Origin of the sequence: Pedobacter sp. HDW13 (assembly GCF_011303555.1) — a bacterium.
GTDB lineage: Bacteria > Bacteroidota > Bacteroidia > Sphingobacteriales > Sphingobacteriaceae > Pedobacter.
This window is the reverse complement of record NZ_CP049868.1, coordinates 4,913,944-4,938,896: the sequence shown is the minus strand read 5'-3', so window position 1 is coordinate 4,938,896 and position 24,953 is coordinate 4,913,944. Positions and strand designations below refer to the sequence as shown.

The 24,953-nt window shown below is 37.1% G+C and carries 27 protein-coding genes and 1 pseudogene; 13 read left to right on the top strand and 15 right to left on the bottom strand.

Annotated features, from left to right (window positions below):
* Positions 1 to 144: 144 nt before the first annotated feature.
* Positions 145 to 2,523: an endonuclease MutS2 gene (locus tag G7074_RS20750; protein ID WP_124559242.1), complete on the bottom strand. Its 2,379-nt coding sequence runs from the start codon at positions 2,521 to 2,523 to the stop codon at positions 145 to 147.
* Between the two features lie 3 nt (positions 2,524 to 2,526).
* On the bottom strand, positions 2,527 to 3,075 hold the full coding sequence (locus G7074_RS20745) for a DUF4296 domain-containing protein (RefSeq protein ID WP_124559243.1): 549 nt from the start codon (positions 3,073 to 3,075) through the stop codon (positions 2,527 to 2,529).
* Between the two features lie 69 nt (positions 3,076 to 3,144).
* Here G7074_RS20745 and G7074_RS20740 point away from each other — a divergent pair, with 69 nt between their 5' ends.
* From G7074_RS20740 to G7074_RS20725, 4 genes and pseudogenes are all read left to right on the top strand, one after another.
* Positions 3,145 to 3,846 (top strand): YggS family pyridoxal phosphate-dependent enzyme, encoded by a 702-nt coding sequence (locus G7074_RS20740; RefSeq protein WP_166211072.1) that lies wholly within the window; start codon positions 3,145 to 3,147, stop codon positions 3,844 to 3,846.
* A gap of 1 nt (position 3,847) precedes the next feature.
* Positions 3,848 to 4,314, top strand: a pseudogene (locus G7074_RS20735) (N-acetyltransferase family protein).
* A 1-nt stretch (position 4,315) separates the two neighbouring features.
* Positions 4,316 to 5,578 (top strand): aspartate kinase, encoded by a 1,263-nt coding sequence (locus tag G7074_RS20730; protein WP_166211069.1) that lies wholly within the window; start codon positions 4,316 to 4,318, stop codon positions 5,576 to 5,578.
* Between the two features lie 75 nt (positions 5,579 to 5,653).
* Positions 5,654 to 6,838 carry a class I SAM-dependent methyltransferase gene (locus G7074_RS20725; RefSeq protein WP_124559247.1) on the top strand — a complete coding sequence of 395 codons (1,185 nt, stop codon included), beginning with the start codon at positions 5,654 to 5,656 and terminating at the stop codon, positions 6,836 to 6,838.
* Between the two features lie 271 nt (positions 6,839 to 7,109).
* On the opposite strand, the gene G7074_RS20720 is transcribed toward G7074_RS20725, so the two are convergent.
* From G7074_RS20720 to G7074_RS20705, 4 genes are all read right to left on the bottom strand, one after another.
* Positions 7,110 to 7,307: a cold-shock protein gene (locus tag G7074_RS20720; protein ID WP_115401531.1), complete on the bottom strand. Its 198-nt coding sequence runs from the start codon at positions 7,305 to 7,307 to the stop codon at positions 7,110 to 7,112.
* Between the two features lie 209 nt (positions 7,308 to 7,516).
* Entirely contained in the window at positions 7,517 to 8,152 is a 636-nt protein-coding gene (locus G7074_RS20715; protein WP_124559248.1) for a peroxiredoxin, read from the bottom strand.
* A gap of 165 nt (positions 8,153 to 8,317) precedes the next feature.
* Positions 8,318 to 9,412, bottom strand: a complete 1,095-nt coding sequence (locus G7074_RS20710; RefSeq protein ID WP_124559249.1) for a S1C family serine protease — start codon at positions 9,410 to 9,412, stop codon at positions 8,318 to 8,320.
* Positions 9,413 to 9,420: 8 nt separating this feature from the next.
* Entirely contained in the window at positions 9,421 to 9,987 is a 567-nt protein-coding gene (locus G7074_RS20705; RefSeq protein WP_124559250.1) for an RNA polymerase sigma factor, read from the bottom strand.
* Between the two features lie 204 nt (positions 9,988 to 10,191).
* Between G7074_RS20705 and G7074_RS20700 the strand changes: the two genes are divergently transcribed.
* The 7 genes from G7074_RS20700 to G7074_RS20670 all read left to right on the top strand — a co-directional run bounded on the left by G7074_RS20700 (position 10,192) and on the right by G7074_RS20670 (position 13,952).
* Positions 10,192 to 10,410 carry a hypothetical protein gene (locus G7074_RS20700; RefSeq protein WP_039482470.1) on the top strand — a complete coding sequence of 73 codons (219 nt, stop codon included), beginning with the start codon at positions 10,192 to 10,194 and terminating at the stop codon, positions 10,408 to 10,410.
* 148 nt (positions 10,411 to 10,558) lie between these two features.
* Positions 10,559 to 10,777 (top strand): hypothetical protein, encoded by a 219-nt coding sequence (locus tag G7074_RS20695; protein ID WP_090770975.1) that lies wholly within the window; start codon positions 10,559 to 10,561, stop codon positions 10,775 to 10,777.
* 149 nt (positions 10,778 to 10,926) lie between these two features.
* Entirely contained in the window at positions 10,927 to 11,145 is a 219-nt protein-coding gene (locus G7074_RS20690; protein WP_090770975.1) for a hypothetical protein, read from the top strand.
* A 124-nt stretch (positions 11,146 to 11,269) separates the two neighbouring features.
* On the top strand, positions 11,270 to 11,494 hold the full coding sequence (locus G7074_RS20685; RefSeq protein WP_124559251.1) for a hypothetical protein: 225 nt from the start codon (positions 11,270 to 11,272) through the stop codon (positions 11,492 to 11,494).
* Between the two features lie 139 nt (positions 11,495 to 11,633).
* Positions 11,634 to 11,831 (top strand): hypothetical protein, encoded by a 198-nt coding sequence (locus tag G7074_RS20680; RefSeq protein WP_124559252.1) that lies wholly within the window; start codon positions 11,634 to 11,636, stop codon positions 11,829 to 11,831.
* Positions 11,832 to 11,966: 135 nt separating this feature from the next.
* The gene (gene purB / locus G7074_RS20675) at positions 11,967 to 13,313 is read left to right on the top strand and encodes an adenylosuccinate lyase (RefSeq protein WP_124559253.1); all 1,347 of its coding nucleotides are present in this window, start codon (positions 11,967 to 11,969) and stop codon (positions 13,311 to 13,313) included.
* Positions 13,314 to 13,400: 87 nt separating this feature from the next.
* A complete protein-coding gene (locus G7074_RS20670; RefSeq protein WP_124559254.1) occupies positions 13,401 to 13,952 on the top strand; it encodes a NifU family protein in 552 nt (183 codons plus the stop codon).
* Between the two features lie 232 nt (positions 13,953 to 14,184).
* Here the strand turns inward: G7074_RS20670 and G7074_RS20665 are convergent, their stop codons facing one another.
* The 6 genes from G7074_RS20665 to G7074_RS20640 form a co-directional block, all read right to left on the bottom strand.
* Positions 14,185 to 14,973, bottom strand: coding sequence for an inositol monophosphatase family protein (locus tag G7074_RS20665; RefSeq protein WP_124559255.1), 789 nt, complete (start codon positions 14,971 to 14,973; stop codon positions 14,185 to 14,187).
* Between the two features lie 61 nt (positions 14,974 to 15,034).
* On the bottom strand, positions 15,035 to 16,186 hold the full coding sequence (locus tag G7074_RS20660; RefSeq protein WP_124559256.1) for a prolipoprotein diacylglyceryl transferase: 1,152 nt from the start codon (positions 16,184 to 16,186) through the stop codon (positions 15,035 to 15,037).
* 261 nt (positions 16,187 to 16,447) lie between these two features.
* The gene (gene mtaB, locus G7074_RS20655; RefSeq protein ID WP_124559257.1) at positions 16,448 to 17,770 is read right to left on the bottom strand and encodes a tRNA (N(6)-L-threonylcarbamoyladenosine(37)-C(2))-methylthiotransferase MtaB; all 1,323 of its coding nucleotides are present in this window, start codon (positions 17,768 to 17,770) and stop codon (positions 16,448 to 16,450) included.
* A 236-nt stretch (positions 17,771 to 18,006) separates the two neighbouring features.
* A complete protein-coding gene (locus G7074_RS20650) occupies positions 18,007 to 18,507 on the bottom strand; it encodes a hypothetical protein (protein WP_166211066.1) in 501 nt (166 codons plus the stop codon).
* A gap of 94 nt (positions 18,508 to 18,601) precedes the next feature.
* Complete coding sequence (locus G7074_RS20645; protein ID WP_124559259.1) at positions 18,602 to 19,171, bottom strand: UbiX family flavin prenyltransferase; 570 nt, start codon at positions 19,169 to 19,171, stop codon at positions 18,602 to 18,604.
* Positions 19,172 to 19,593: 422 nt separating this feature from the next.
* Complete coding sequence (locus tag G7074_RS20640; RefSeq protein WP_124559260.1) at positions 19,594 to 20,235, bottom strand: Crp/Fnr family transcriptional regulator; 642 nt, start codon at positions 20,233 to 20,235, stop codon at positions 19,594 to 19,596.
* A 269-nt stretch (positions 20,236 to 20,504) separates the two neighbouring features.
* Here G7074_RS20640 and G7074_RS20635 point away from each other — a divergent pair, with 269 nt between their 5' ends.
* Positions 20,505 to 22,376 carry an ATP-binding protein gene (locus G7074_RS20635; protein ID WP_124559261.1) on the top strand — a complete coding sequence of 624 codons (1,872 nt, stop codon included), beginning with the start codon at positions 20,505 to 20,507 and terminating at the stop codon, positions 22,374 to 22,376.
* Positions 22,377 to 22,380: 4 nt separating this feature from the next.
* Here G7074_RS20635 and G7074_RS20630 read toward each other — a convergent pair whose 3' ends face one another.
* Positions 22,381 to 22,650 carry a hypothetical protein gene (locus tag G7074_RS20630; RefSeq protein ID WP_124559262.1) on the bottom strand — a complete coding sequence of 90 codons (270 nt, stop codon included), beginning with the start codon at positions 22,648 to 22,650 and terminating at the stop codon, positions 22,381 to 22,383.
* 431 nt (positions 22,651 to 23,081) lie between these two features.
* Between G7074_RS20630 and G7074_RS20625 the strand changes: the two genes are divergently transcribed.
* Complete coding sequence (locus tag G7074_RS20625; RefSeq protein WP_124559263.1) at positions 23,082 to 23,288, top strand: DUF3606 domain-containing protein; 207 nt, start codon at positions 23,082 to 23,084, stop codon at positions 23,286 to 23,288.
* A gap of 45 nt (positions 23,289 to 23,333) precedes the next feature.
* On the opposite strand, the gene G7074_RS20620 is transcribed toward G7074_RS20625, so the two are convergent.
* Together G7074_RS20620 and G7074_RS20615 are read right to left on the bottom strand one after the other, a co-directional pair.
* On the bottom strand, positions 23,334 to 23,915 hold the full coding sequence (locus G7074_RS20620; protein WP_124559264.1) for an HPP family protein: 582 nt from the start codon (positions 23,913 to 23,915) through the stop codon (positions 23,334 to 23,336).
* Positions 23,916 to 24,031: 116 nt separating this feature from the next.
* Positions 24,032 to 24,895, bottom strand: coding sequence for an OmpA family protein (locus G7074_RS20615; RefSeq protein WP_124559265.1), 864 nt, complete (start codon positions 24,893 to 24,895; stop codon positions 24,032 to 24,034).
* Positions 24,896 to 24,953: the final 58 nt, after the last annotated feature.

Below are 24,953 nucleotides of genomic sequence, written 5' to 3'. Positions count from 1 at the left end.
GCAACGTAGTCGAGAAATCCATAATTTAAATTTCCATTATTTCTACCTTTACAAACATACGCTGGTCGAGATAACTGTGCCTATGGCAACTTACATCTCAAATCCCACCATCATCCGTCATCCATTTTCCATCATCCATCTTCTCTAGTTCAAATAAACATAGGTAATTCCATCTCCACCTCTATCTGCATGTTCATCTTCCATCCTGTTCACCTGACTGTATTTACGGAGATACTCCCTGATCATCTTTCTCAAAATACCATCACCTTTACCGTGGATTAGCTTAATTGAAGGGAAACCCAACATAATTGCTTTATCTAAATATTTTTCAACTTCGAATAAAGCATCTTCGGTACGTTTGCCACGAAGGTCTAACTCGGCCCTGAAGCCAGAAACGGCATCATTCATCCGGCCGGCAAAAGAATTTGCACTACTCTGAATTACTTTTTTAGCTTCGCGGTTACTTACTTTCTGCACGCGGTTCTTTTTAACGGTCGAACGTAAATCGCCGATAGCTAAAACCAGTTCATTGCGGTTAATTTCTAAAACCTGACCAATGGTTTCACTATCTGTAAATTTAACCAGATCGCCTATTTCAATTTCTCCACCTAAAACCACTTGAACTGGTTTCTGACGTTCCTTAGGTACAGTATTTTTAATCAACTCTTTTTGAAGATTCTGACGCAGCTCTTTCGTTACTTCTTTATCAGCCTGCTTTTCCTTAATCTCGGCAATGGTATTTTCTACCAGTTTATTGGCATTTTTAATAATATTTTGTGCTTCCTGCTTCGCTTCTTTAATCAATACCTTACGGTTCTCTTCTAAAAACGATTTTAATTTCTCGTTTTCGGCAACTAGATTCTTTGCCTTGTTCTGTTGATTAGCTAAACTCACCTTTGCATCGTAAACATTTTTTTTCTCACGCTCCAGGTCTACCAGCATGGTATCAACCCGGTTCTGGTTGGAGCCTGTTTTCTCTTTTGCCAATGCAATCACTTCTTTGGGTAAGCCAATGTTCTGTGCAATTTCGAAAGCATAAGAGCTACCCGGCTTGCCCATCTCCAAAACGTAAAGCGGTTTCATTTTAGCATTATCGAAAAGCATCGATGCATTTTCAAGTCCCGGTGTATTGCCGGCAAACAGCTTTAAGTTGGAATAGTGTGTAGTAATTACTCCTCTTACTTTCTTATTGTTCAACACCTCTAAAACAGCTTCAGCCATTGGTCCGCCAAATTGCGGATCGGTACCTGTACCAAACTCATCAATCAGCACCATTGTTTTGGGCGAAGCGTGCTCTACAAAGTAGCGCATCTTTTTGAGGTGTGCGCTGTAGGTACTTAAATCACTCTCAATCGATTGGTCATCGCCAATGTCGGCAAAAATGTTTTCAAAAATACCTAATTCGCTATTCGCATCAACCGGAATTAACAAGCCCGTTTGTAACATAATCTGCAGTAAGCCAACTGTTTTCATACAAACCGATTTACCGCCTGCATTTGGTCCTGAAACCAATACCACACGCGTTTCTGCATCGATATGAATATTTAAAGGCGTAACGGTTTTCTTTTCGGCTGCAAAAGAGATCGATAACAAGGGGTGCCTTGCATTAATCAGTTTTGTTTTCGGTTCTTTTAGCAGGCCTGGCATTTCAGCTTCTATATCCATGGCAAATAAGGCCTTCGCGCGCACAAAATCCAGTTTGGTTAAAAAGCCATGATAAGAAAGCAACAAAGGCGAATAAGGGCGCAAATCGTCGGTTAATGCAATAAGGATCTTAATAATTTCCCTGCGCTTGTCGAATTCCAAATCGCGCAGCTTGTTATTTAAGGTAAATACCTCTTCTGGCTCAATGTACACCGTTTGCCCGGTTGCCGATTCATCGTGTACAAAACCTTTCAGCTTACGCTTATTCTCTGCCAAAACCGGAATACACATCCGGCCATCACGCACGGTTAAACTACCATCAGCTACCCAGTTATTGGCAATAGCCTGCTTATAAATAGAATCCATGCGCTTGCGCACATCTTGTTCCGTTCTCGAAATAGCCGTGGTAATTTCCTGCAGTTCTTTGGAAGCGTTCGGTTTAATCTTTCCTTTCGGGTCGATTACTGTTTCTATTTTACGGAGGATATTTTTTTCAATAGGCAAATGTTCAAATAAAGCTTCGAGGGTTGGGTAAACTTCTGCCCTTTCTTCAAAAAAACGAAGTACCGAAAAAACCGTTTGCAGTGAGGTATATACCTGAAACCATTCATCCTCTAACAGATAGGTTCCTTCTACCCTGATTTTTTCGACCAGCGATTTAATATCAAAAAAAGTATTGATCTGCAAAGGTTCCTGGTTTTGCAGAATGCTTTTAAATTCGTTGGTTTGGCGTAAAAATTTATCGATTTGATCAAAACGGTTCATCACCTGCATCTTCTGCACCATCGTTTGCCCCATTGGGCTTAAACAATGTTTGCTTATCAGTTGCCTTATCTCTACAAAACCTAAACGTTCTAAACAGTTTTCGGGATATAACATATTTTATAGTACTGCCGGAGCTACTTCTAAAGCCCCGGTCTTTTTAATTTTAATCAGCGAATCGGCCGCTTTTTTCTTTTTAGCAATTTCGGCTACCGCTTTAACCTTCGATAATGAATCGGGTTTCATCTTTTTCCTGATGGCAAGCGAATCGGCCTTAAATTTCTTTTTGATGGCTATCGAATCGGTTTTAAATATTTTCTCTTTAATTAATTTATCGGCCAAAGCAGTTCCTTTCTTCTGCGCAGCCAACATTTTCTGGATGTTTTTGTACATCGCATCCAGCTCTTTGGGGTTAACATTGTACCATTTCAGGCTTTTATTGTATTGCGCCGAATCAGTTTCAAATTTTTTATAAATTCCCTTATAATAACCCGCGGCCACTTTCCGGGCCGAATCGGGAATGTAAATGGTAGACAGGTAACCATCTACAATGTGCATATCGTACAAAATCTTTTCCATCTTATCGGGTTTTATAATATCGTCGGGTATGCCTGGCTTACAACCAAACCATAATACCGAGGTCATTAAAACCCATATTAGTCTCTTCATGCTGAATTAAAGTATTATTTTTTGCCCAAATTGCGGCAAGGTTATTAATTTTACCAAAAATAGTTATAAATGAGCATAGCTGATAATCTTAAACAATATAAAAAAGAAGTCGAATCAGATGGCGTGAAACTGATTGCCGTTTCAAAAACGCAGCCCGTTGAGTCGATTTTAGAAGCATACAACGCCGGACAGCGTGTTTTTGGCGAAAACCATGTGCAGGAAATGGTTGATAAGCAGGCACAACTTCCAGCAGATATTGAATGGCACCTAATTGGCCATTTACAAACCAATAAAGTAAAATATATTGCACCTTTTGTTCAGCTGATTCATGGTGTAGACAGCATTAAACTCCTTCAGGAAATTAACAAACAGGCCGCCAAACATAATCGGGTAATCGATTGCCTGTTACAGGTTTACATTGCAGATGAAGACACCAAATTCGGGCTTGGCTTTGACGAGGTAGTAGAACTTTTACGCGATGAAACCTATCCTGAATTAAAAAACATCCGCATAGTTGGTTTAATGGGCATTGCTACCAATACCAAAAACGAAAAACAGATTGCAATAGAATTTCACGAGCTTAAAGTATTTTTTGATGGCATTAAAGTGAGCTTCTTCCGTAAAGATGAAGCCTTTAAAGAAATCTCCACAGGCATGAGTGCTGATTATAAAATAGCCATTGAAGAAGGAAGTACCATGGTGCGCATAGGCAGCAGTATTTTCGGAAAAAGGGTTATTAAACATTTTAAATCGGACATTTCAGCTAATTAGTATGAATTTAAATATCAGATTCGCAGTAGCTGAAGATTGCTCACGGTTATTAGAATTAATTAACGAACTGGCCGTTTACGAACGTGCCCCGAAGAGGTTATCGTAACCCTGGAGCATTTTGTAGATGCCGGTTTTGGTAAAAACCCCGTTTGGAAAGCTTTTGTAGCAGAGGTGGATGATGTTGTTGTAGGCTTTGCTTTATATTATACCCGCTACTCTACCTGGAAAGGATGCCGGTTGTACTTAGAAGATTTTATCGTAACCGAAGCTTTCAGGGGCAAAGGTCTGGGCAAAATATTATTCGAAAAAGTAATAGAAGAAGCTAAAAACGGCAATTACAGTGGCATGGTTTGGCAGGTTTTAGACTGGAACGAACCGGCTATTAATTTCTACAACAAATACCAGGCACAATTAGAGAGTGGCTGGCTAAACGCAGCTTTAGCTAAAGAACAAATCAAGGCATTTTAGTATGGATATTTTTAAATTTGGTGGTGCTTCGGTAAAAAATGCTGAGGGAGTAAAAAATCTGGCCAATATTGTACGCGATTACAAGAAAGGCAACCTGCTTGTTGTGGTTTCGGCAATGGGCAAAATGACCGATAAGCTGGAGGCACTTACGCAGGCCTACTTATCACATAGCGAAGATGCACACGCAATTTTTGATGAGGTAAAGCATTTTCACTTTAACATTATTGAAGAACTTTTTCAGGGCAAACCCAATTCGGTTTACGATGATGTGGCCAATACTTTTGTGGAAATTGATTGGCTGATTGAAGATGAGCCCGACAACGACCACGATTACATTTACGATCAGATTGTATCGATTGGCGAGGTAGTTTCGACCAAAATTGTAGCAGCCTGGCTTAACGAAACGGGCAATAAAGCACTTTGGGCAGATGCCAGAAACTATATCCAAACCGACAATACCTACCGGGAAGGAAAGGTAGACTGGGCAAAAACCAATCAGATTATACAAAAAGATCTGGTTCCTTTGTTAGACGAAAATATTATCGTTACACAAGGGTTTATTGGTGGAACCAGCGAAAATTACACCACTACCTTAGGTCGCGAAGGCTCTGATTATTCTGCAGCCATATTTGCTTCCTGCCTCAACTCTACTGCGCTAACCATTTGGAAAGATGTTCCAGGTGTATTAAATGCAGATCCTAAATGGTTTGATGAGACTGAGAAAATTGCACAGCTTTCTTATCACGATGCTATTGAGCTAACCTATTATGGCGCTACAGTAATCCACCCTAAAACCATAAAACCTTTGCAAAATAAAGGAATTCCGTTGTTTGTGAGATCATTTCTTACACCAGAAGGTGAAGGAACAGCCATTACAAAAGAAAACAACCCTTTACCTATACCTTCTTTCATATTTAAGATTAACCAGGCGTTGATTTCGATCTTCCCTAAAGATTATTCTTTTATTATTGAAGAAAACCTAAGCAATATTTTCGAACTTTTCCATAACCATAAGATCAAAATCAATACCATGCTCAACTCTGCCATTAGTTTTTCAGTAAGTGTCGATGATCATCCTACTCAAATTGAAAGACTAATTAAAGATCTGTCAGAAGAGTTTACCGTAAAATACAACAAGGGACTGGAACTGGTAACCATCCGTTATTACAATCAGCACACCATCGATCGGGTAACCGTTGATAAAGATATTTTATTGGAAGTGAAAAGCCGCCATACCTGTCAAATGGTGATGAAGAATAAGTAGCAAGTATTAAGTAGCAAGATTGCCCCCGTCAATACTTGCTACTTGATACGCAATACTTGATACTCGAACTTGATAATGAACAACAACCTTTTAGCAACAGCCGTACAACAATACATCAATGCAAACCTAAGTGCAGATGTGAATCAGATTGCGTTGGCTAAAAGTCCATTTGAGGGAATTACATCGGCTGAACTCGCTACCCAGATTACAGCAAAAAAGAAATCGGAAAAGAAACTGCCAACCTGGTTCAAAACGGCCGAAATCTACTATCCCCCTGTTCTGTCTATCGAGCAAACCTCTTCAGAAACTACGGCCAAATATAAATCAAAATTAGCTAAGGGTGAAAGCTTAATCGATATTACCGGGGGCTTTGGAGTGGATAGTTATTATTTCTCCAAACAAGTAACTAATGTTACCCATTGCGAAATCAACAACGAACTTTCTACAATTGCTAGCTACAACGCAGAGGCCTTAAATGCCCGTAATATTACTTTTGAGGCAACCGATGGCATCAACTACTTAAATGCAAGCGAAAAAAAATTCGATACCATTTATGTTGACCCGGCAAGAAGGGCTGAAAAAGGCAAGGTTTTTATGCTTAAAGATTGTACACCCGATGTGGTGAGCATAATCAATACCTTATTAGAAAAAGCACAGCGAATTATTATCAAAACGGCCCCCTTGCTTGATATTTCTGCCGGTTTAGCGGAGTTGAAGCAGGTAAACGAAATCCATATTGTGAGCGTAAAAAACGAATGTAAGGAGCTTTTGTGGGTAATAGACCGTGTATGTAATCAGGATACGCAGATTATTGCAGTAACTTTAAATGAAGCAGAAAAGGAATTTTCATTTAAAAAATCATCGATCCAATCTCCGGTACGCTTTTCTGGTACGCTCAATTCTTCCCATTATCTCTATGAACCCGATGCCGCCTTATTGAAATCAGGTGCTTTCAATTTAATTGGTTCAACTTATGGACTGTTAAAATTACATCCCCAAACGCAGCTCTACACTTCTGCTGAGATCAATAAAGCTTTTCCCGGCCGGATATTTCAGCTAACAGAGATCCTTACTACTACTGCGCTTAAAAAAGCAGGAAATTTAACCGGAAATGTGATTGTTAGAAATTATCCTGCAAAACCCGAAGATCTGATAAAGAAATACAAAATTAAATCCGACAAGGACCAGTTTTTAATATTTACGAAGGTAGCAAACGGAGATAATGTGATCTTAAAAGCTTCGATTATACAGTATTACTAACCTAGACTTCTGTCGTTATGCTGAACTTATTCAGCACCTCTTTAAAACCAGGGAGTGTTTTTCTACCTTAGTTTTTTTAAAGATAAAACTTTGTTTTTCGCCTCTCCTATACAGCCAGCCTTTAAATCAAATGAGCATCTGGGTACATATTCAGAGACCCTGAAATAAATCCGATAGTCATCGGATGAGGGTAACGATTACTTAAAATGCAAAAAGCCTTTCTTTAGGGAAAGGCTTTTTGCAGGGGATGAAGATATAAATATTGTATCGCTTAAACTTTCTTAACGTTTACTGCCTGTAAACCTTTTCTGCCTTCAGCTACTTCAAATTCTACTGCATCGTTCTCTTTCAAGCTTTCGATTCCACCTAAAACATCTTTAAAATGTACAAATAAGTCTTTATTGTCTTCTTGCACAATAAATCCAAAGCCTTTTTGCGTATTAAACCATTTAACTTTTCCGGTTGCCATAAAAAAATAAAAAATTGTATAAAATAAATAAACCCTTATGCTTTGATTCGCATTTAATTTAACCAATCGATCATTATCATTAATAAAACAATCAGATAAAGCGTTAATATTGAAACAAAACTACCAAATATAATAATTTGCCGATGTAATGCAAGCCCAAATCAGCTATTCAACAAGAAAGTTGCGTAAGCACAAAAAACTTTGTTTAATTACTTATTTGGTTGTGGTGTAGTACGCAAATAAGGCTTAATCACCTGGTGTCCTTTAGGAAATTTAGCCGGAATATCTTCTGTTTTAATACTGTTTACTACAATTACGTCTTCGCCATCTTTCCAATCAGCAGGCGTAGCCACACTGTAATTAGCTGTAAGTTGCAAAGAATCGATTACACGCAATACCTCGTTAAAATTCCGGCCTGTAGATGCAGGATAAGTAATGGTTAATTTTACTTTTTTATCAGGACTGATCACAAATAACGACCTTACCGTTAAGGTTTCAGAAGCATTCGGGTGGATCATATCGTATAAATTAGCCACTGTCCTATCCGGATCGGCAATAATCGGGAATTCAACAGATGTGTTCTGGGTTTCATTAATATCGCTGATCCAGCCTTTATGAGATTCTGCAGAATCGACACTCAAAGCCAGTACTTTAACATTTCTTTTTTCGAACTCGCCCTTTAAAGCAGCCGTTCTGCCCAGTTCAGTAGTACAAACCGGTGTATAATCGGCCGGGTGTGAAAACAATACACCCCAGCTATCACCTAAAAAATCATAAAAATCTATTTCGCCAATTGAGGTATTGGCCTGAAAGTTTGGCGCGGTATCGCCTAGTCTTATACTCATAACAATAATATTTAAAAGTTGATTAAAACAAATCTAAACAATACTATAGTAAATACATAGACATAATATTATTTTCAGACGTCTAAATTACAATTCAAATAAAAAAACCCTGCAGAAATGAATCAGCAGGGTTTGAGTATATTAATTTATTTGGGGTATGGCTAACTAATAAGCTTTGATCATAAATACATAATCCTGTATTTTTTCGATTTGTTTCGTTCTTTTCAATCCCGAAAGCAGGCTTCTTTTATTGGCAGTAAGTTTATTTGAACCTAAAGAATCTTGTGGGATAGCCCTAATAGCCTCCAAAATGTATTTTGACTTAATGGCGAATGCAGCACCTTCTGTCTGATCGGGCTTACCACTGATAATACCGACCAAATTTCCGTTATTATCTAAAACAGGTCCACCACTGTTACCAGGATTAACCGAAATGGCTACCTGATACTGAGTAGTATCACCAATAAATCCATTTCTCGAACTCACATAACCTTCTCCCAATACGGCATCATCTTTAGGATAACCCCAAGTGTAAACAATTTCGCCTATGCTGCTCATATTGCTTTTAATAGTATAAGGTATCGCTGATAGATTACTGAAATGCTTATCGCTGATTTTTAATATGGCAATATCGTTCTGAGAATCAGTATAAACAGATTTTACCTTGAAAGATTCTCCTTTATTGTTCTGCACATAAAGAGAATCGGCTCCATTAATAATGTGCAGGTTGGTTAAAATATAACCATTTGTAGAAATCGCAAAACCCGTTCCTCCAAAGCTATTTTGTACACTGCTTTTATTAGAGGCTGTATTATTGTGGTTAATCTTCCTGATTAAACTGTTTTGGGTTTTAATGGCATTATTTACCTGATTGCTTAATTGCCTGTACCTTTCTACCTGCTTGCTGTTATGCTGTATAGAATAAATAGAAACCAGTGAAAGTACGATAAACGATGCAGCAACAGCTATCGCAGATTTATGCTTACGCCATAACTGCACCACACGCGATGGATGAGGCCTAAGTGCATCAGCAAGGCTTTCCACATCAATTTCGGCATGGATATGATTTAATTGTTCTCTTAAACGTACCTGTCCTGCAAAAGCTTCCATAGATTCTAAAAAGAATTTATGCGAAACCACCTTATGATCTACAGTGGCATCATTTTGACGTAACTGTTCAAAGGCCTCAGTTTCCTGGGGATTAAGTTTACCTAAAAGATAATCTTCAATAATTGCATCTAACTCCAAATCGTTTCTCATTTCAATTACTAGTGTTGAAAAAATAATTTCTTTAACCGCTGCAGGCATTTATATTTCTGTGTTTTGGCATTATCCGTATTGGTATAGCCAAACTTTTCGCAAATATCTTGCATGGATAAATTGTGGATATAAAAATCCTGAATAATGGTTTTACAGGGTTCGCCCAGGTGTTCGAGTGCAGATTGCATCTTTACAAACTGAAGGTCTTTCTCTTCATGTTGTTCTACATCCTCCTCTACAGCAAACACATCTTCATAATCAGTAATGTTACCGGCTTTTTTGCTGTTAAGGTTAAGTTTCTTTAACCAAATGCGCCGGCATACCGAATAAATATATGTTTTAAGCTTACTGCTCAATTCAAAATTGCCTTCCTTAACTTTGTTATACAAAATAATGATGGCCTCCTGGTATACATCTTTTGCATCATCTTCATCCCCGTTATTATTGAGGATAAACTGCAAAACCATTGCATAATAGCCTTTGTATAACTTGTTAAGCGTATCTGTTGAGTTATTTAGAATACCTAAAATAACCTCTCTATCTGTTGGAACTGAACTCTTTAAACTGTTATTCACTAGTTAATACATTTTTCTATAAATAGTAACCCAATATTAGACAAAAAAATATTTATAGCTACTATCCTGCTTAATACAATCTTGGTACCAGGGGTAACCCAAACCCTGCGAAAAAAAATATTTTAACTTTTTTTCATATTATCGGGTTACCTTTTTACCTTTGCGGCATTAACAGGAAATTAATTACTTAAAAAAATTCAAAAAATGAAAAATGCATTCAAATTAGGCTTTTTAGCTTTAGCTTTATCTTTATCAGTTGTTGCTTGTAACTCAGAAAAAAAAGCTGAAGGTGCTGATACTACTTTAACTGATTCTTCTACTATCGTTACTGATACTACTGCAAAAGATACTACAGTTAAAGATTCTACAGTTAAAGATACAGCTGTAAAAACTACAACTACTACAACTGAAGTTAAACACTAGTCTAACTTTAACATAAAAAAAAAGGCTTTGAATTAACTTTCAAAGCCTTTTTTAATTTTATTTCATTTTTTTTTCAATTTATCAGGTTACCTTTTTTAATTAACTGTATTAATATGTAAATTAATTAATTACTTAAAAAACTTTAAAAATGAAAAATGCATTCAAATTAGGCTTTTTAGCTTTAGCTTTATCTTTATCAGTTGTTGCTTGTAACTCAGAAAAAAAAGCTGAAGGCGCTGATACTACTGTAACTGATTCTTCTACTATCGTTACTGATACTACTGCAAAAGATACTACAGTTAAAGATTCAACAGTTAAAGATACTGCTGTAAAAACTACTACAACTACAACTGAAGTTAAACACTAGTCTTAACTTTAACATACAAAAAATGGTCTTAAATTAATTTTTAAGGCCATTTTTAATTTTATTTCATTTTTTTTCAATTTATTGGGTTACCTTTTTTGGTTTCACGTATTAAGTACGAATTAATTAATTACTTAAAAAAAACTTCAAAAATGAAAAATGCATTCAAATTAGGCTTTTTAGCTTTAGCTTTATCTTTATCAGTTGTTGCTTGTAACTCAGAAAAAAAAGCTGAAGGCGCTGATACTACTGTAACTGATTCTTCAACTATCGTTACTGACACTACTGCAAAAGATACTACAGTTAAAGATTCTACAGTTAAAGATACAGCTGTAAAAACTACAACTACTACAACTGAAGTTAAACACTAGTTTTAACTTTACCTATACAAAAAGCCCTTGAATTTATTTTCAAGGGCTTTTTTAATTAATACGGGTTACCTTTTCCGGTTTCGGGTCATTAAAAGTATGCATTAACCCTAAAAACAAAATCAACATGAAAAATGCATTTAAACTAGGCTTTTTAGCCATGGCTTTATCTCTTACCATTGCAGCTTGCGGCGAATCAGGAAAAAAAGCAGAAGGTACCAGCGATACCGCCGTTACAGATTCATCAACAATTGTAACTGATACTACCGCAAAAGACACTACAGTAAAAGATTCGACGGTTAAAGACACTGCTGTTAAAACCACAACTACCACAACAGAGGTAAAACACTAGTATATTTCTAAAATAACACAAAAAAAGCTTTGATTTTTCGATCAAAGCTTTTTTTTTATTTAAAGCGGGTTACTTTTTTAGGTTATTTGTATAAATTAGTAAGTAATTAATTTCAAAAACCACTACAAATTAAAAAAACATGAAAAATGCATTCAAATTAGGCTTTCTAGCTCTTGCTTTATCTCTATCAGTTGTTGCCTGTAAATCAGAAAAGAAAGATGGCGCAGCAGATTCTTCTAAAGTAGACTCTACAGTAGTTGATACAACTGTAAAAGACACTACAGTAAAAGATTCTACAGTTAAAGATACTTTAGCAAAAGATAGTACTAAAAAATAGTAGCTTCAGTTAACCTAATAAAAGGCTTCAGGTAAAACTGAAGCCTTTTTTGCTTTTAATCTGAATTCTTTAGCTTTTAAATCCCTTAAAATCCATCAATTGTAGTAAATTTGCGGCAAAAATATAATCCGTATAATGAATTTAACATCACTACAAGCTATTTCACCTGTTGATGGTCGTTACAGAAAAACTACCGAAAATTTAGCTGCTTACTTTTCAGAAGAAGCACTGATTAAATACCGTGTTTTTGTAGAAATCGAATATTTTATCGCGCTTTGCGATATCAACCTGCCTGGCTTGCAAAACTTTGATAAAAATCTTTATGCCGAATTACGTAAAATACACGAAAATTTCTCGGAAGCTGATGCTTTAGAAATTAAAGAGACTGAAAAAGTTACCAATCACGACGTTAAAGCGGTTGAATATTTCATCAAAAGTAAATTTGATGGCCTATCGCTTCAAAATTATAAAGAGTTTATCCATTTTGGCTTAACCTCACAAGACATTAACAACACTGCCATCCCTTATTCGATTAAGCTGGCTTTGAACGAAAGTTATTATCCTGCAATTACCGAACTGATTGCCAAAATAAATGCATTAGCTACGGAATGGAAAGAAGTACCGATGCTGGCGCATACCCACGGTCAGCCGGCCTCTCCAACCAAACTGGGTAAAGAGTTTTTGGTTTTTGCCGAGCGTTTAAGCATCCAGGTAGAAAATTTAAAAGCTATCCCTAACAGCGCCAAATTTGGTGGTGCTACCGGAAACTTCAATGCACACCACATTGCTTACCCTGAGGTGAAATGGGTTGATTTTTCAAACCAGTTTGTAAACGAAACCCTGGGCTTAAGCCGCGCGCAACACACCACACAAATTGAGCACTACGATCAGTTTGCAGCGCAATGTGATGCTTTAAAACGCATTAACAATATCATTATCGATTTAGACCGCGACATCTGGACTTACATTTCTAAAAATTATTTCAAACAAAAAATAAAAGCAGGAGAAATCGGTTCGTCGGCCATGCCACACAAGGTTAACCCGATCGATTTTGAAAATGCGGAAGGTAACGCCGGTATTGCCAATGCTTTATTCGAGTTTTTTGCAGCGAAGCTACCTATTTCGCGTTTACAAAGGGATTTGACTGACTCAACCGTTTTAAGAAATGTGGGTGTTCCGTTTGGACATACTTTAATAGCCATTAACGCAACATTAAGGGGACTTAACAAAATTTTACTTAACGAAGCTGCATTAGCGGCCGACTTAGATGAAAACTGGGCCGTAGTTGCCGAAGCTATACAAACGGTATTGCGCAGAGAAAATTTCCCTAACCCTTACGAGGCTTTAAAAGAACTAACACGTACGAACTCAAAAATTAACGCAGCAAGTATTGCCGAATTTATTGAGGGCTTAGCGGTAAAGGAAGAAGTAAAAGCTCAGTTGAGAACAATTACGCCGTTTAACTACACTGGTATTTTCTAGTCAAATTAAATTGACGCTAAGCAGACAGCTACGCCACGCTTTATTAAACACGAATTGTTAATTTTGTTTATTCAAATTGATTAGGACATGACGATTAACGTATATACAGAACAAACTCCAAACCCGGCAACCATGAAATTCATGGTAAATAAGCTATTAATAAATGGTAGCGAAGATTTTGCCACTAAAGAAAGTGCAGAACACTCGCCATTTGCCAAGGAGTTATTTAAATTCAGCTTTGTTTCTGGTGTTTTTTTCGCCAGTAACTTTGTTACGGTTACCAAAACAGACGACGCAGAATGGGCAGATATTGAAGCCATTTTAAAAGAGTTTGTCAAGGGAGCTGTTGAATCTGAATTAAAAATTAAAGAAGCAACTGCTGATGAAGTACCAACTTTTGAGGGTACAGAAACTGAAATTAAAATCCAGCAGATTTTACATGACTACGTGCGCCCGGCGGTTGAGCAGGATGGCGGTGCCATTACCTATAAATCATTTGATGAAGGTGTGGTTACTGTAGAATTACGTGGCTCGTGTAGTGGTTGTCCGTCTTCTACTATTACACTTAAATCGGGTATCCAGAACCTGTTACAACGCATGGTACCTGAAGTAACCGAAGTGGTTTCGGAAGCGCTTTAAATTTGTGCATTTTTCATTATACATAAACAAAGAGGGTTCGCTAATTAGTGAACCCTCTTTTGTTTTTAAGCTATTTTAAAGACAGCTATTATTTCTCGCAGATAGCAAGGATTTAGTAGCAGATTTAAAATTTCAGGTCTTGCTGATCTGGTAGCTATAAGATTTATTTGGCATCTCTTTAATTCGTATGAGACGCTGAAATAAATTCAGGCTGACGATGGTGAGTAAATTACTAAAAATGCCTTTTAATGGCTTCCAGCATTTCTGCTGTTAATTTGCCGTTGGTAGCCAGAATTTCTCTCTTTTCAAAGTAATTGTCACCGCCCGAAAAATCGAAAACTTCGCCACCTGCCTGTTGCACAATGAAACAGCCAGCTGCAAAATCCCATTGTTGCAGGTTGTATTCAAAAAAGGCATCAAAGCGCCCACAGGCCGTGTACACCAAATCTATCGCAGCGGCACCAATTCGGCGAACACCATGGCTTTTCTGCATCATTTCGGCCAATAATTTCAAATACTTCTCTTGATTATCGAATTGGTAATAAGGAAAACCTGTAGCTAATAAACTAGATTTTAAATCGGGGTTAACCGACACGTTAATTTCTTTCTTATTTAAAAAAGCATTACCACCTTTAAAAGAATAAAACATTTCGGCTCTGTTCAGTTCATAAACAACCCCTACAACAGGTAAGCCATCTTCGTACAGCGCTACACTAATCCCGTAAGCGGGAATGCCGTGAATAAAATTAGTAGTTCCATCCAACGGATCGATAATCCAGGTATAGGTTTTACCTACCCTGCTAATCGTTTTTTCTTCGGTGATAAAACCAGCATCGGGAATCAGTTTTTCGAGGTTCTGAACCAGTTTCTGTTCTGCAGTTTTATCTACATAAGAAACCATATCATTTAAACCTTTGTATTCAATTTTTTTTGCATCGAACTGCATGGCTTCTTTACGGATAAAATTTCCGGTAAGCCTTACAATAGCGATCACCTTATTGCATATTAATTCGTAATTCATAACTGTTGAACAAAAACCGCAATGGGTTGTTGGGTATAAAATGAATTTAAAAGAAAGTAATTTAAGCCAGTTTATTCTTGTTTCTTAGGGCATAAGCACTTAAAGCTATACCACCTACAACCAGAAAGGTAGAAATCATTTCGGCCTGTGTAAACGATAAACCAAATACATGGTATTTTGAGTTTACGCGGATTAATTCAATACAGAAACGTTCAAGACCGTTTAATATCATGTATATACCAAACATTAAACCTGGTGCTTTTATTTTATCTCTGATGCTCCATAGAAAAGCAAAGAGTATTAAACAGATAATTACTTCGTAAATTGGAGTTGGATATACTCCTTGGGCCAGCTCGTTGCAAAATTTACCCGGTCCGCAACCTGGAATCGGAATACCCTCACCTACCACATTGTTTGGGTATTTGTAAGACCATAACCAATCTGGCAGCCACGAAAAGGGTTTCGGATTTGCATTAACAATGCCCCAGTCGCCATCGCCAGCCATATGGCAGCCAATACGACCTACAGCATAGGCCAGCATCATTCCTGGTCCACCTACATCAAGCATATGCAAAGGTTTAATGCCGTTTCTTCTGGCGATAATTAATACCGCAGCACCACCACAAATTAAGCCTCCGTAAAAGGTTAAACCACTAAATGATAAAAGCCTTTCGATAGGGTGTTGTACAAAATCATCCCAATACTCTAAATTATCAAAGAATTTAGCTCCTAAAAAACCCCAAATGGCCGCCCAAACTATCAGGTTGCTCATTATTTGGTATGGATGAATGGTAACCTGGGTTTCTTTGGGTTTATCTAACTTGTGCTTGTTTTTCTCGGTATAATCCCAATAAGCAAATAAGCCGGCAAAAAATAATCCACCAATAATATTTCCTTTAGCCGACATTAAGACCGACTGTGCATCATTTACAAAAAGCTTATAGTTTAAAAATGCGTAAACCAGTTTATAGCCAATTACAAAGCCAAAAAGACCATTCATAATCAGCTCGGTAGTAGTGGCAGGTTTACCTACTACAATTGTTTTTTTGATGGGCTGCAGAATGCCTAAGGCTTCTTTGCGTTTAAGCTCTTTTGTAAATGCCCAATAGCCAGCTACAAATGCAAGTGCTACAAAAACACCAAAAGTGTTAAAAGGAAGCGGCAGGTTAATTCCGAATAAGTACTCTAAGAAATGTGAAACGGTAGGAAACATACAAATTATTTGTTGCGAAGATAGGAAAGAAAGACTAAAGGTGAAAGGATAAAGACTAAAGCTTATAGACTAAAAGAGAAAGCTCAAAAACCAAAGATTAAAGTTAAAAGATTTAGCTTCGCTGAACACTGCGTGGTTCTCGATTACGCTGTGCTCCGCTTGAAATGACGATCCTTGTAATGGAAAAAGACAGATTACAAACTCCAGCAGGTATACAAAAGAATATACAATCAGGCTTCAGACGCCGGGCTTCTGACTTTCTTAATGATGCGCGTAGGTGGTTTCCAGTTCGGCTACTTCCACTTCCCCATCGGCAGTAATGGCTACAAGTTTAACCGCTTTTAATTCATTAACCATAACAGGATCGTATTTGGCACGTACTTTTACATAGTTTTTGGTAAAACCATGCATGTAGCCCGATTTTTGATCGGCTTCGAAAAGTACTTCGGCATCACTGCCAACCTGCGATTCGTAGAAAGCTCTGCGTTTTTTATCAGAGAGGATATGAAGCATTTTACTGCGTTCGTTTCGTTCGCTGCCTGCAACTACACCTTTCATTTCGGCGGCAGCGGTTAGTTCGCGCTCCGAATAGGTAAATACATGCAGGTAAGAAATATCCAATCCGTTTAAAAACTGGTAAGTATCTAAGAAATCTTCTTTGGTTTCGCCAGGGAAGCCCACAATTACATCAACACCGATACAGCAATGTGGCATTACTTCTTTAATTTTGGCTACCCGCTCCACATATAAATCCCTGCGGTAACGACGGCGCATTAAGCCCAGGATTTTATCAGAGCCCGATTGCAAAGGAATATGAAAATGCGGCACAAACCTTTTCGATGTAGCCACAAACTCAATAATTTCATTGCTTAACAAATTGGGTTCGATAGATGATATCCGAATCCTTTCAATGCCTTCAACTTTATCAAGGGCCTTTACCAGATCAAAGAATTTATCTTCACGTTCGCCATTGCGGATACCAAAATCGCCAAGATTTACTCCTGTTAACACAATTTCTTTTACACCACTTTCGGCAATCATTTTGGCACGGTTAACCACATTTTCAATGGTATCGCTACGGCTTGCGCCACGAGCCAGGGGAATGGTACAATAAGTACACGGGTAATCGCAACCATCCTGCACTTTTAAAAAGGTACGGGTTCTATCGCCAATCGAATAAGAAGCAATAAAATTGTGGTTTACCTTTTCGATATTTTGCTGGTACACCACCGCTTTAGGCTGTTTGGTTAAATTGCTGATATACTCAACAATCCTGAATTTTTCAGCAGCGCCCAAAACCATGTCAACACCTTCTATTTCGGCAATTTCCTGTGGTTTTAACTGTGCGTAGCAACCCACAATGGTTACAAAAGCATTTGGCGAATATTTTAAAGCCTCTTTAACTACCTTACGGCATTTTTTATCCGCATGGTCGGTAACAGAGCATGTATTAATCACATAAACATCGGCCTGATCCTGAAATTCTACAACAGCATAACCTGCATCGGTAAATAAACGACCGATTGTAGAGGTTTCAGAGAAATTGAGTTTACAACCTAATGTATAAAATGCGACCTTTTTCATTGAGGCTGCAAAGATACTATTTTTAGAGATTAGATTCGAGACAATATATTTGAGAATAAATAACTGACAAAATACAGACTATAAATTATTTGGAACACATATCGTAGCACCATCTTTCAATCGCTGCTCATGCATCCCTTCCGGACATGCTCTTTTTTCGCATCCTGATAGGAATATACCAGATGCTAGCAGGATGGCTAGCATAAAAACAGGCTTAAACATTGGAATTGATTGATTTAATTTGCATTATATGATTTGATGCATTCTTTTACAGCATCAAAACTGTAACTATCATCTTTCTTAAACTTTTCGAGCAATTCAGGCTTATCACCGATTAGGCTATACAACTTATCTTTGCGTTCACTTCGTGCGCCAAAGACGTGATTGCTTTTTACCTCCAGCAATTCTCCATTTTCTTTACTAGCATACCAAACAATATCAACCTTATTATTCCCAGTCTGCCTGTAATACTCAAACAAATCAATTTTACCCCTAACTAATCTTTGTAAAAAATCAGGGCTTCTTTTTTCCGGACGTAGTTTAATCAGATAGTTAATCTCCTTTTCAGCTTTATAAAATTCTTTAGTTTCATTAATCTTAATTTTATTAAAATTAGTTGCCCCCTCTGGTTTGAATCTGTAAAAGCTAATAAATTGCTTCTTAATTTCTCCTCTTAGGGTATCATTTTTTGAAGTAATCAGAAAATCCTGTGCGCTAACACTGGAAAAAAAAAGCACATAACGATGCGCAGCATAAGCAAGAGCGTAAAAATAGTTTCATGAATGTTGGTTTAAATCAGTCAAAAATATTTAAAGTTTAGCAAACTGCCAACTACTTTTCCTGCCAGCGGTAACTTTCCTGCTCGAAGCCTGCCAAATCCAAAACCCGGCTAATTACCGTACCGGCAACTTCTTCAATTGTTTTGGGTAAACTGTAGAACGATGGGTTTGCTGGACAAATAATTCCACCGGCTTCGGTCACAGTTTTCATGTTGTTGATGTGGATTAAACTAAAAGGTGTATCGCGTACTACTGCAATCAGTTTCCTGCGTTCTTTCAGAATTACATCAGCAGCCCTCGTAATTAAGTCGTTAGAAATGCCATGCGCAATGCGGCCCAGGGTACCCATTGAGCAGGGTACAATTATCATGGTATCGTACTTTGCCGAACCAGAAGCAAAGGGCGCATTAAAATCATTTTTACTGTAAAATTTAAAATCAGCAAAATGTTTGTAATCCTGATTTCCAAGCTCGTATTCCCAAACCTTTTTTGCGTTATCGCTCATTACCACTCCTACCGCACTAATCTGCTCTTTCAGTTTTAAGAACTCACCGAACAACACTTTAGCATAAACCGAACCACTGGCACCTGTAACCGCCACTATCACTTTCTTTTTAACCATAAAACAAAAGTAGGTTTTCTGAATTGATTAAAAATAAAAAAGGGCCAGAACAATGTTCTGACCCTACATCTACCTATGAAAAACATACCCTCGAAAGGGTAAGAACAAATATATATAAATTTTTAAAAAAATGTAAGCAAGAAATGTTAAATCGTATAAATGACGTTCTTTAATTAAAAATAAAACATAACAAGCTGATTATTAATACAATAATTTTATAAAAAAATACACAAAAATCATTTTCAACCTTAAAAATCACTCATTTAGGGCTTAAAATTCAAATAATGTGTATTACAAATTAGTCGATTTAGAGAAATATAGCGCTACAACTAAAAAATGAGTCAAGGATTTACTTTGTTTTCTTTACATTTTTTTTACTTTAAAATAACACCAAAATGAAGCCTTAATTAACAGTAAATAGCCTAAGTTGTAACAGTAGTACTTATTATTAATCTGGATCTGATCCGGCTTAGTGTTTCTATGCGAATGCCAAGAAAAGAGGCAATATATTTTAAGCCTACCCTACTTACCAAACCTGGATAAGATTGCATAAAACGGATGTATTTCTTTTCGGCAGTTTGCAATCTTGAAATCAATGCCCTTTCGCATGACTGAAAGTAATGGAGCTGGATAATTTTTCGTCCGATATAATTGGTAATATGATCAATATCGTATAGCTGTACATAAATATCGTAAGGTATAGCAACAGCCTCCACTTCTTCTAAAGCCTGAATATATTCTTCAATAGATTTGTTCCAATTGCCGAAACTGTATGAGCTGCCAATCAGCTCGCCCTCTTTAGCAATCCAGGTTGTAAATTCCTTTTTGTCATCTTTCAAATACCCCCGCACAACACCTTTAACAATGAGATATGCATATTCGTTGCGGTGCAAGGGTGAAGAGATAAACTTATTCTTTTTAAAAATAACGGGAAAAGTATGCTGATTAATAAAGTACTCTATTTCGGGAGTTAAATCATGGTATGACCTAAAGACTGTAATCAATGGCGAAAATCCATTAAAGATCCCCCACTTATTTAAAGTATATTTTTTTTCGGGATTCATTAGCTTAACTAAATGTTATTGTTGCCGCGTGAGAGATATACAACATATCACCGACCCTTCATGAAACACATATCGATAAAAATTGTTTGTTCGAAAGATCATTTCAATAAAAAAAGTAAAAAAAGAACCTTAAAAAAACATTTGTCAATGAGAAAAACATGTTTTCCCTGCTACTAGAAGCACATTTAATGATAATATGATGCTATTGATATAAATTGGTTGGTGATTAGCTGGTTAACGGTTATATTTGGATAAGCGTGAATCAAATTATGATAGACTTAACCTCATCCCTGCTAAAAGCCTTATTAAAACATGCTCATAACCCAATAATTATTTTTAAAATTAAGCCTTTACTGGTTGTTATAGAACATAACGATGCTTACCGGGCCTTAATTGCACGTATTGGAGGAAATTTAAAATTTTACGATGTAGATATTATACCAACACTTCTATCGGATGAGGAAAGAGATTTGTTAATTAATGCGGTACAACAGGTAAGTGAACAAAAAAAACAAATTAACCTGGTCATACACCCCATTTATTCTAATTCACCGAACGTAAAGTGGGAGCTGGAATTCTCTCCTGTGCTACAGAACAGCCAGCCTGTCGAATATATTATCTGCTCATTAAAAGAAGTCCCGATTAACGAAAATGACCTGGAGCATATTTTGTTTGAGCTGTCAGAAAGCGAAACCAGGTTTAGGGGGTTCTTTGAACAGGCTCCCTTAGGCATGTGCGTGCTAAGAGGCACTGATCTTGTTACTGAATATGCCAACGATAACATTTTAAAGCTTTGGGGAAAAACAAGAAAAGAAGTAATCGGGATTCCGCAGGAGCAGGCCCGCCCCGAACTGGCTCAACAAAGGCAGATATTAAACCGTGTGAAAGAGATTTTCAAAACCGGATCACCATTAACAATCAATGAGTTAAAAATTTCGACTGCGGTATTTGACGGGTACTTTGTAGCCTTGTACCAACCCCTGAAAAATGACAAAAATGAGGTTACACGGATTTTAGCTATCATTAAAGATATAACCGAAGAAGTAAATTTCAAGAAAGAGCTTTTAAAAGCAAAAGACATCTTAAAACTAGCCATGGATGCTTCGGAGATGGGTTCGTGGAACGTGGACCTTGAAAGCAAAAAAGTACTTTTATCTGAGCGGGCACAGCAAATTTATGAATTGGAAAATAACCGCATGGGGTTGGAAGAAGCCAAAGAGTTAATTGCAGAAGAAGATATCGAATTCCTTTCGAGCAGTATCCGTAAAGCACTGCACAACCGAACAGCCTTTAATGTAGAATACCAGATTAAGATCAAAGGCTCTGCCAACAAAACCAAGTGGCTAAGAACTGCCGGTAAAGCATACTATAATGCGGAAGGAAAACCCGTGTATATTGCTGGGGCAGTTTTAGACATTACCGAACATAAACAGGATGAAATCAGAAAGAATGATTTTATCGGAATGGTTAGTCACGAACTTAAAACTCCATTAACATCGCTAAGTGCCTACGTACAGCTTTTGCAGTATAAACTAAAGGAAACCAATCATGATTTCGCTATTGAAACACTTGACAAGGTAAATCTCCAATTAAAAAGAATGTCGCTAATGATTGATGGCTTCCTTAATGTTTCATTATTAGAATCGGGCAAGATTTTATTGAACAAGACCGATTTCGATATGATTGCCTTAATTAAAACTATTGCTGAAGAAAACAGACTCGTTCTACCCAGTCATTTTATACAGGTAATTGGCTTAGAACAAACATTTGTAAATGCCGATATGGAAAAAATTGGCAATGTAATCAGTAATCTGATTGGCAATGCAGCCAAATACTCTAAAAAAGATTCTTTAATTGCCATAAAATGTGAAACAATAGACGCCCAGGTAGTTATTAGTGTAGAAGATGAGGGCATTGGGATTAAAGAAAATAATATACCAAAACTTTTCGATCGTTTTTTCAGGGTAGATAGCGCGGTGACCAAAACAATTGCAGGCTTTGGCGTTGGATTGTACATTTGCGCTGAAATTATCAAAAGGCACGAGGGAAAAATATGGGTAGAAAGTAAATTCGGGAAAGGTTCTACGTTTTATTTTAGCCTGCCGGTAGAAGAACAGGTTACATTATCTTACACGCATTAAACAATCAGCCGGATATTCCGACTTTTTCATATTCGACTTTAATTGCGACCAAACCACTTTGACCTAAATCAATTTCGAAAAACACCTTAGCATTCAGATTAACCTGATCGGAGATTTCATCTAACTGAAACTGAATATCCTGACCGTTTTCATCTATGATGGTACCCAGCCCCTGTTCAAAATCAATCTCTACAATCTCTCCCCTTCTCTTATCGCCCATTAAAAAAGAATAATTCAATAAATAATTAACAATTATAGTTAATTTACGTATCATTAAAAATACATAAATCATAAAAATTGCACAACTTTACGTTGTACTGATTATTTTATTTTTACTAAAACGAATTAATAATACCAAAATGTACGGTTAGTTTAAAAACATTGTTCAGAAATAAAATTACCACCTGAAAATCAGCAATTTATTTAACCTGATTAGAAAAACGTTTTACCAAAAATATTTTAACTAACTGCTTTACAGCTTGTTATTATCAATAAAATAAATTACTTTTATCGCATCAAAGCAGCTTAATAAACTGAGCTCAATATTCATGTCCAGTTGAGTATTCAATTATATTTTATTGGTGTGTGATTACACAATTAAGTGCCGATCGAGGGTGAATACAGCACGTTGTGTAAGCAAGACGCCAAAACGAATGCAAATCAAAGTCTGATTATTACTGTTTTTATAAATTAATTATCGCGAACATGGAAAATCTCAACCCAACCACTGGTATTCAAGACGAAATTATCTTATTGTCGGAAGAAACAGATCGAAATTACTGGGCCAACCGCCTGGGTGTTTCCTCGGAGGCACTCAAATCTGCTGTAAGAGCAACCAGATGTATTACTTTACAGCAAATAACGGCTTACTTAAGCCAGCAAAAGAAAAACCTTTCAGTGCCTAATTCTTAGGTTACTGAACAGTGTACTTTTCTAAAATTAGGCGTACAGATTGACCTAACGGCGATACCTGTGCCACACTCTATACCATTTTTTATTATTAGGATAACTTCTGTGCGAAGTTCTGTTGTTAACGAAAATGGCCACCAGTAATAAAATTAAGGCGCCGGTTAATACCGGACTAAGCACATACAGGTAGCCTAACGACTGGATTTTTGGCGAGCCAATGTTGGCAATCAATGCTGTTGCCCCTCCCGGAGGATGCAGGGTTTTGGTAATCTGCATTAATACAATAGATAGCGCCACTGAAAGTGCCGATGACAGCCAGAGTTCGCCGGGAATCAATTTGTGAATGGTTACTCCTACGAGTGCACAGACTACATGCCCGCCAATTAAATTACGTGGTTGTGCCAGCGGACTATTAATAATACCATAAATAAGCACTGATGATGCGCCGAAAGAACCAATTATAAACAGATTATCGTAAGCGGTATAGTATTTAGAATTGAGCAACCCCATGATGGCAATCCCCAGAAAAGCGCCTATAAATGTCCAGAGGTGCTCTTTAAAATCAATTAAGGTTTCTTTATAAACTATATATTTTGCGGTACGATAATGCCTCCTAATTCGTTTTCTCATGATCTTTTGATAAGGAGCCGCAAAATTAATAAAATATTAGGTTTACGGTGAATTTGTAACACAAAAGAGGCAGCCCAAAAATGGACTGCCTCTTTATCGATTTTATAAAACTGAATTTATTTCTGAGATTGCTCCGGAGCTTTACCAATTAAATCCATAAACTGATCTAATTTAGGTGTAATAATGATCTGGGTACGCCTGTTCTTCGCTTTACCTCCTGCCGTACTGTTATCTGCAATCGGATTAAACTCACCGCGTCCTCCTGCTGTTAATCTTTTCGGATCGACAGCGTATTTGGTTTGCAGTACCTGTACAACAGATGAAGCACGCAGGGCACTTAAATCCCAGTTGTTGCGAATATTGGTTTGTGCAATAGGCACGTTATCGGTATTACCTTCAATCAGCACATCGTAGGTATCGTAATCTTTAATAATTTTAGCGATTTTACTTAATGTTTCGCCTGCTTTATCAGAAACCTCATAACTACCTGATTTATAAAGCATATTATCAGCCAGCGATATATATACCACACCTTTAAGCACCTGAACATCTACATCCCCTAATTCTTCGCGGCTTAATGAACGGGTTAAATTGTTAGTTAACACCATATTAAGCGAATCGCTTTTATTTTTGGCATTCACCAGCTGCTTAATGTATTTATTCGAACTGTTAATCTCATCAACCAGTTTGGAGATATTTACATTACCCTGGTTACTCGAATTTAAACATTTATTTAAGGCATCTTGTAAAGCCTTAACATTCGACCTTTCTGAAGCGATCTGTTCTTCTAAACTTTTTACCCTACTGGTGCTTCCGCTCAATTCGCGCTGGCTATCCTGGTATTTATTACTCAACTCCTGGTTTCTTTCTCTCAACTTAGCGTAAGTATCCTGAAGTTCTGCATATTTCTTATTACTTACACAACCTGCGGCAAGTGCCACAGTAAAAAGCATTATTGGGATTGATTTGTATAATTTCATAATTATATTGTTTTATAGCAATTACATTAACAAATTTCTTGCCGCAAAGTTATATATG

What these genes read in the sequence shown, in the direction of transcription:
- purB (WP_124559253.1), top strand. Translation starts at nt 11,967, where the DNA reads ATGAATTTAACATCACTACAAGCTATTTCACCTGTTGATGGTCGTTAC.
- G7074_RS20695 (WP_090770975.1), top strand. Translation starts at nt 10,559, where the DNA reads ATGAAAAATGCATTCAAATTAGGCTTTTTAGCTTTAGCTTTATCTTTA.
- G7074_RS20625 (WP_124559263.1), top strand. Translation starts at nt 23,082, where the DNA reads ATGGAAAATCTCAACCCAACCACTGGTATTCAAGACGAAATTATCTTA.
- mtaB (WP_124559257.1), bottom strand. Translation starts at nt 17,770, where the DNA reads ATGAAAAAGGTCGCATTTTATACATTAGGTTGTAAACTCAATTTCTCT.
- G7074_RS20615 (WP_124559265.1), bottom strand. Translation starts at nt 24,895, where the DNA reads ATGAAATTATACAAATCAATCCCAATAATGCTTTTTACTGTGGCACTT.
- G7074_RS20740 (WP_166211072.1), top strand. Translation starts at nt 3,145, where the DNA reads ATGAGCATAGCTGATAATCTTAAACAATATAAAAAAGAAGTCGAATCA.
- G7074_RS20730 (WP_166211069.1), top strand. Translation starts at nt 4,316, where the DNA reads ATGGATATTTTTAAATTTGGTGGTGCTTCGGTAAAAAATGCTGAGGGA.
- G7074_RS20620 (WP_124559264.1), bottom strand. Translation starts at nt 23,915, where the DNA reads ATGAGAAAACGAATTAGGAGGCATTATCGTACCGCAAAATATATAGTT.
- G7074_RS20700 (WP_039482470.1), top strand. Translation starts at nt 10,192, where the DNA reads ATGAAAAATGCATTCAAATTAGGCTTTTTAGCTTTAGCTTTATCTTTA.
- G7074_RS20645 (WP_124559259.1), bottom strand. Translation starts at nt 19,171, where the DNA reads ATGGTTAAAAAGAAAGTGATAGTGGCGGTTACAGGTGCCAGTGGTTCG.
- G7074_RS20665 (WP_124559255.1), bottom strand. Translation starts at nt 14,973, where the DNA reads ATGAATTACGAATTAATATGCAATAAGGTGATCGCTATTGTAAGGCTT.
- G7074_RS20750 (WP_124559242.1), bottom strand. Translation starts at nt 2,523, where the DNA reads ATGTTATATCCCGAAAACTGTTTAGAACGTTTAGGTTTTGTAGAGATA.
- G7074_RS20690 (WP_090770975.1), top strand. Translation starts at nt 10,927, where the DNA reads ATGAAAAATGCATTCAAATTAGGCTTTTTAGCTTTAGCTTTATCTTTA.
- G7074_RS20725 (WP_124559247.1), top strand. Translation starts at nt 5,654, where the DNA reads ATGAACAACAACCTTTTAGCAACAGCCGTACAACAATACATCAATGCA.
- G7074_RS20640 (WP_124559260.1), bottom strand. Translation starts at nt 20,235, where the DNA reads ATGAATCCCGAAAAAAAATATACTTTAAATAAGTGGGGGATCTTTAAT.
- G7074_RS20685 (WP_124559251.1), top strand. Translation starts at nt 11,270, where the DNA reads ATGAAAAATGCATTTAAACTAGGCTTTTTAGCCATGGCTTTATCTCTT.
- G7074_RS20670 (WP_124559254.1), top strand. Translation starts at nt 13,401, where the DNA reads ATGACGATTAACGTATATACAGAACAAACTCCAAACCCGGCAACCATG.
- G7074_RS20630 (WP_124559262.1), bottom strand. Translation starts at nt 22,650, where the DNA reads ATGATACGTAAATTAACTATAATTGTTAATTATTTATTGAATTATTCT.
- G7074_RS20660 (WP_124559256.1), bottom strand. Translation starts at nt 16,186, where the DNA reads ATGTTTCCTACCGTTTCACATTTCTTAGAGTACTTATTCGGAATTAAC.
- G7074_RS20710 (WP_124559249.1), bottom strand. Translation starts at nt 9,412, where the DNA reads ATGAGAAACGATTTGGAGTTAGATGCAATTATTGAAGATTATCTTTTA.
- G7074_RS20745 (WP_124559243.1), bottom strand. Translation starts at nt 3,075, where the DNA reads ATGAAGAGACTAATATGGGTTTTAATGACCTCGGTATTATGGTTTGGT.
- G7074_RS20715 (WP_124559248.1), bottom strand. Translation starts at nt 8,152, where the DNA reads ATGAGTATAAGACTAGGCGATACCGCGCCAAACTTTCAGGCCAATACC.
- G7074_RS20635 (WP_124559261.1), top strand. Translation starts at nt 20,505, where the DNA reads ATGATAGACTTAACCTCATCCCTGCTAAAAGCCTTATTAAAACATGCT.
- G7074_RS20680 (WP_124559252.1), top strand. Translation starts at nt 11,634, where the DNA reads ATGAAAAATGCATTCAAATTAGGCTTTCTAGCTCTTGCTTTATCTCTA.
- G7074_RS20720 (WP_115401531.1), bottom strand. Translation starts at nt 7,307, where the DNA reads ATGGCAACCGGAAAAGTTAAATGGTTTAATACGCAAAAAGGCTTTGGA.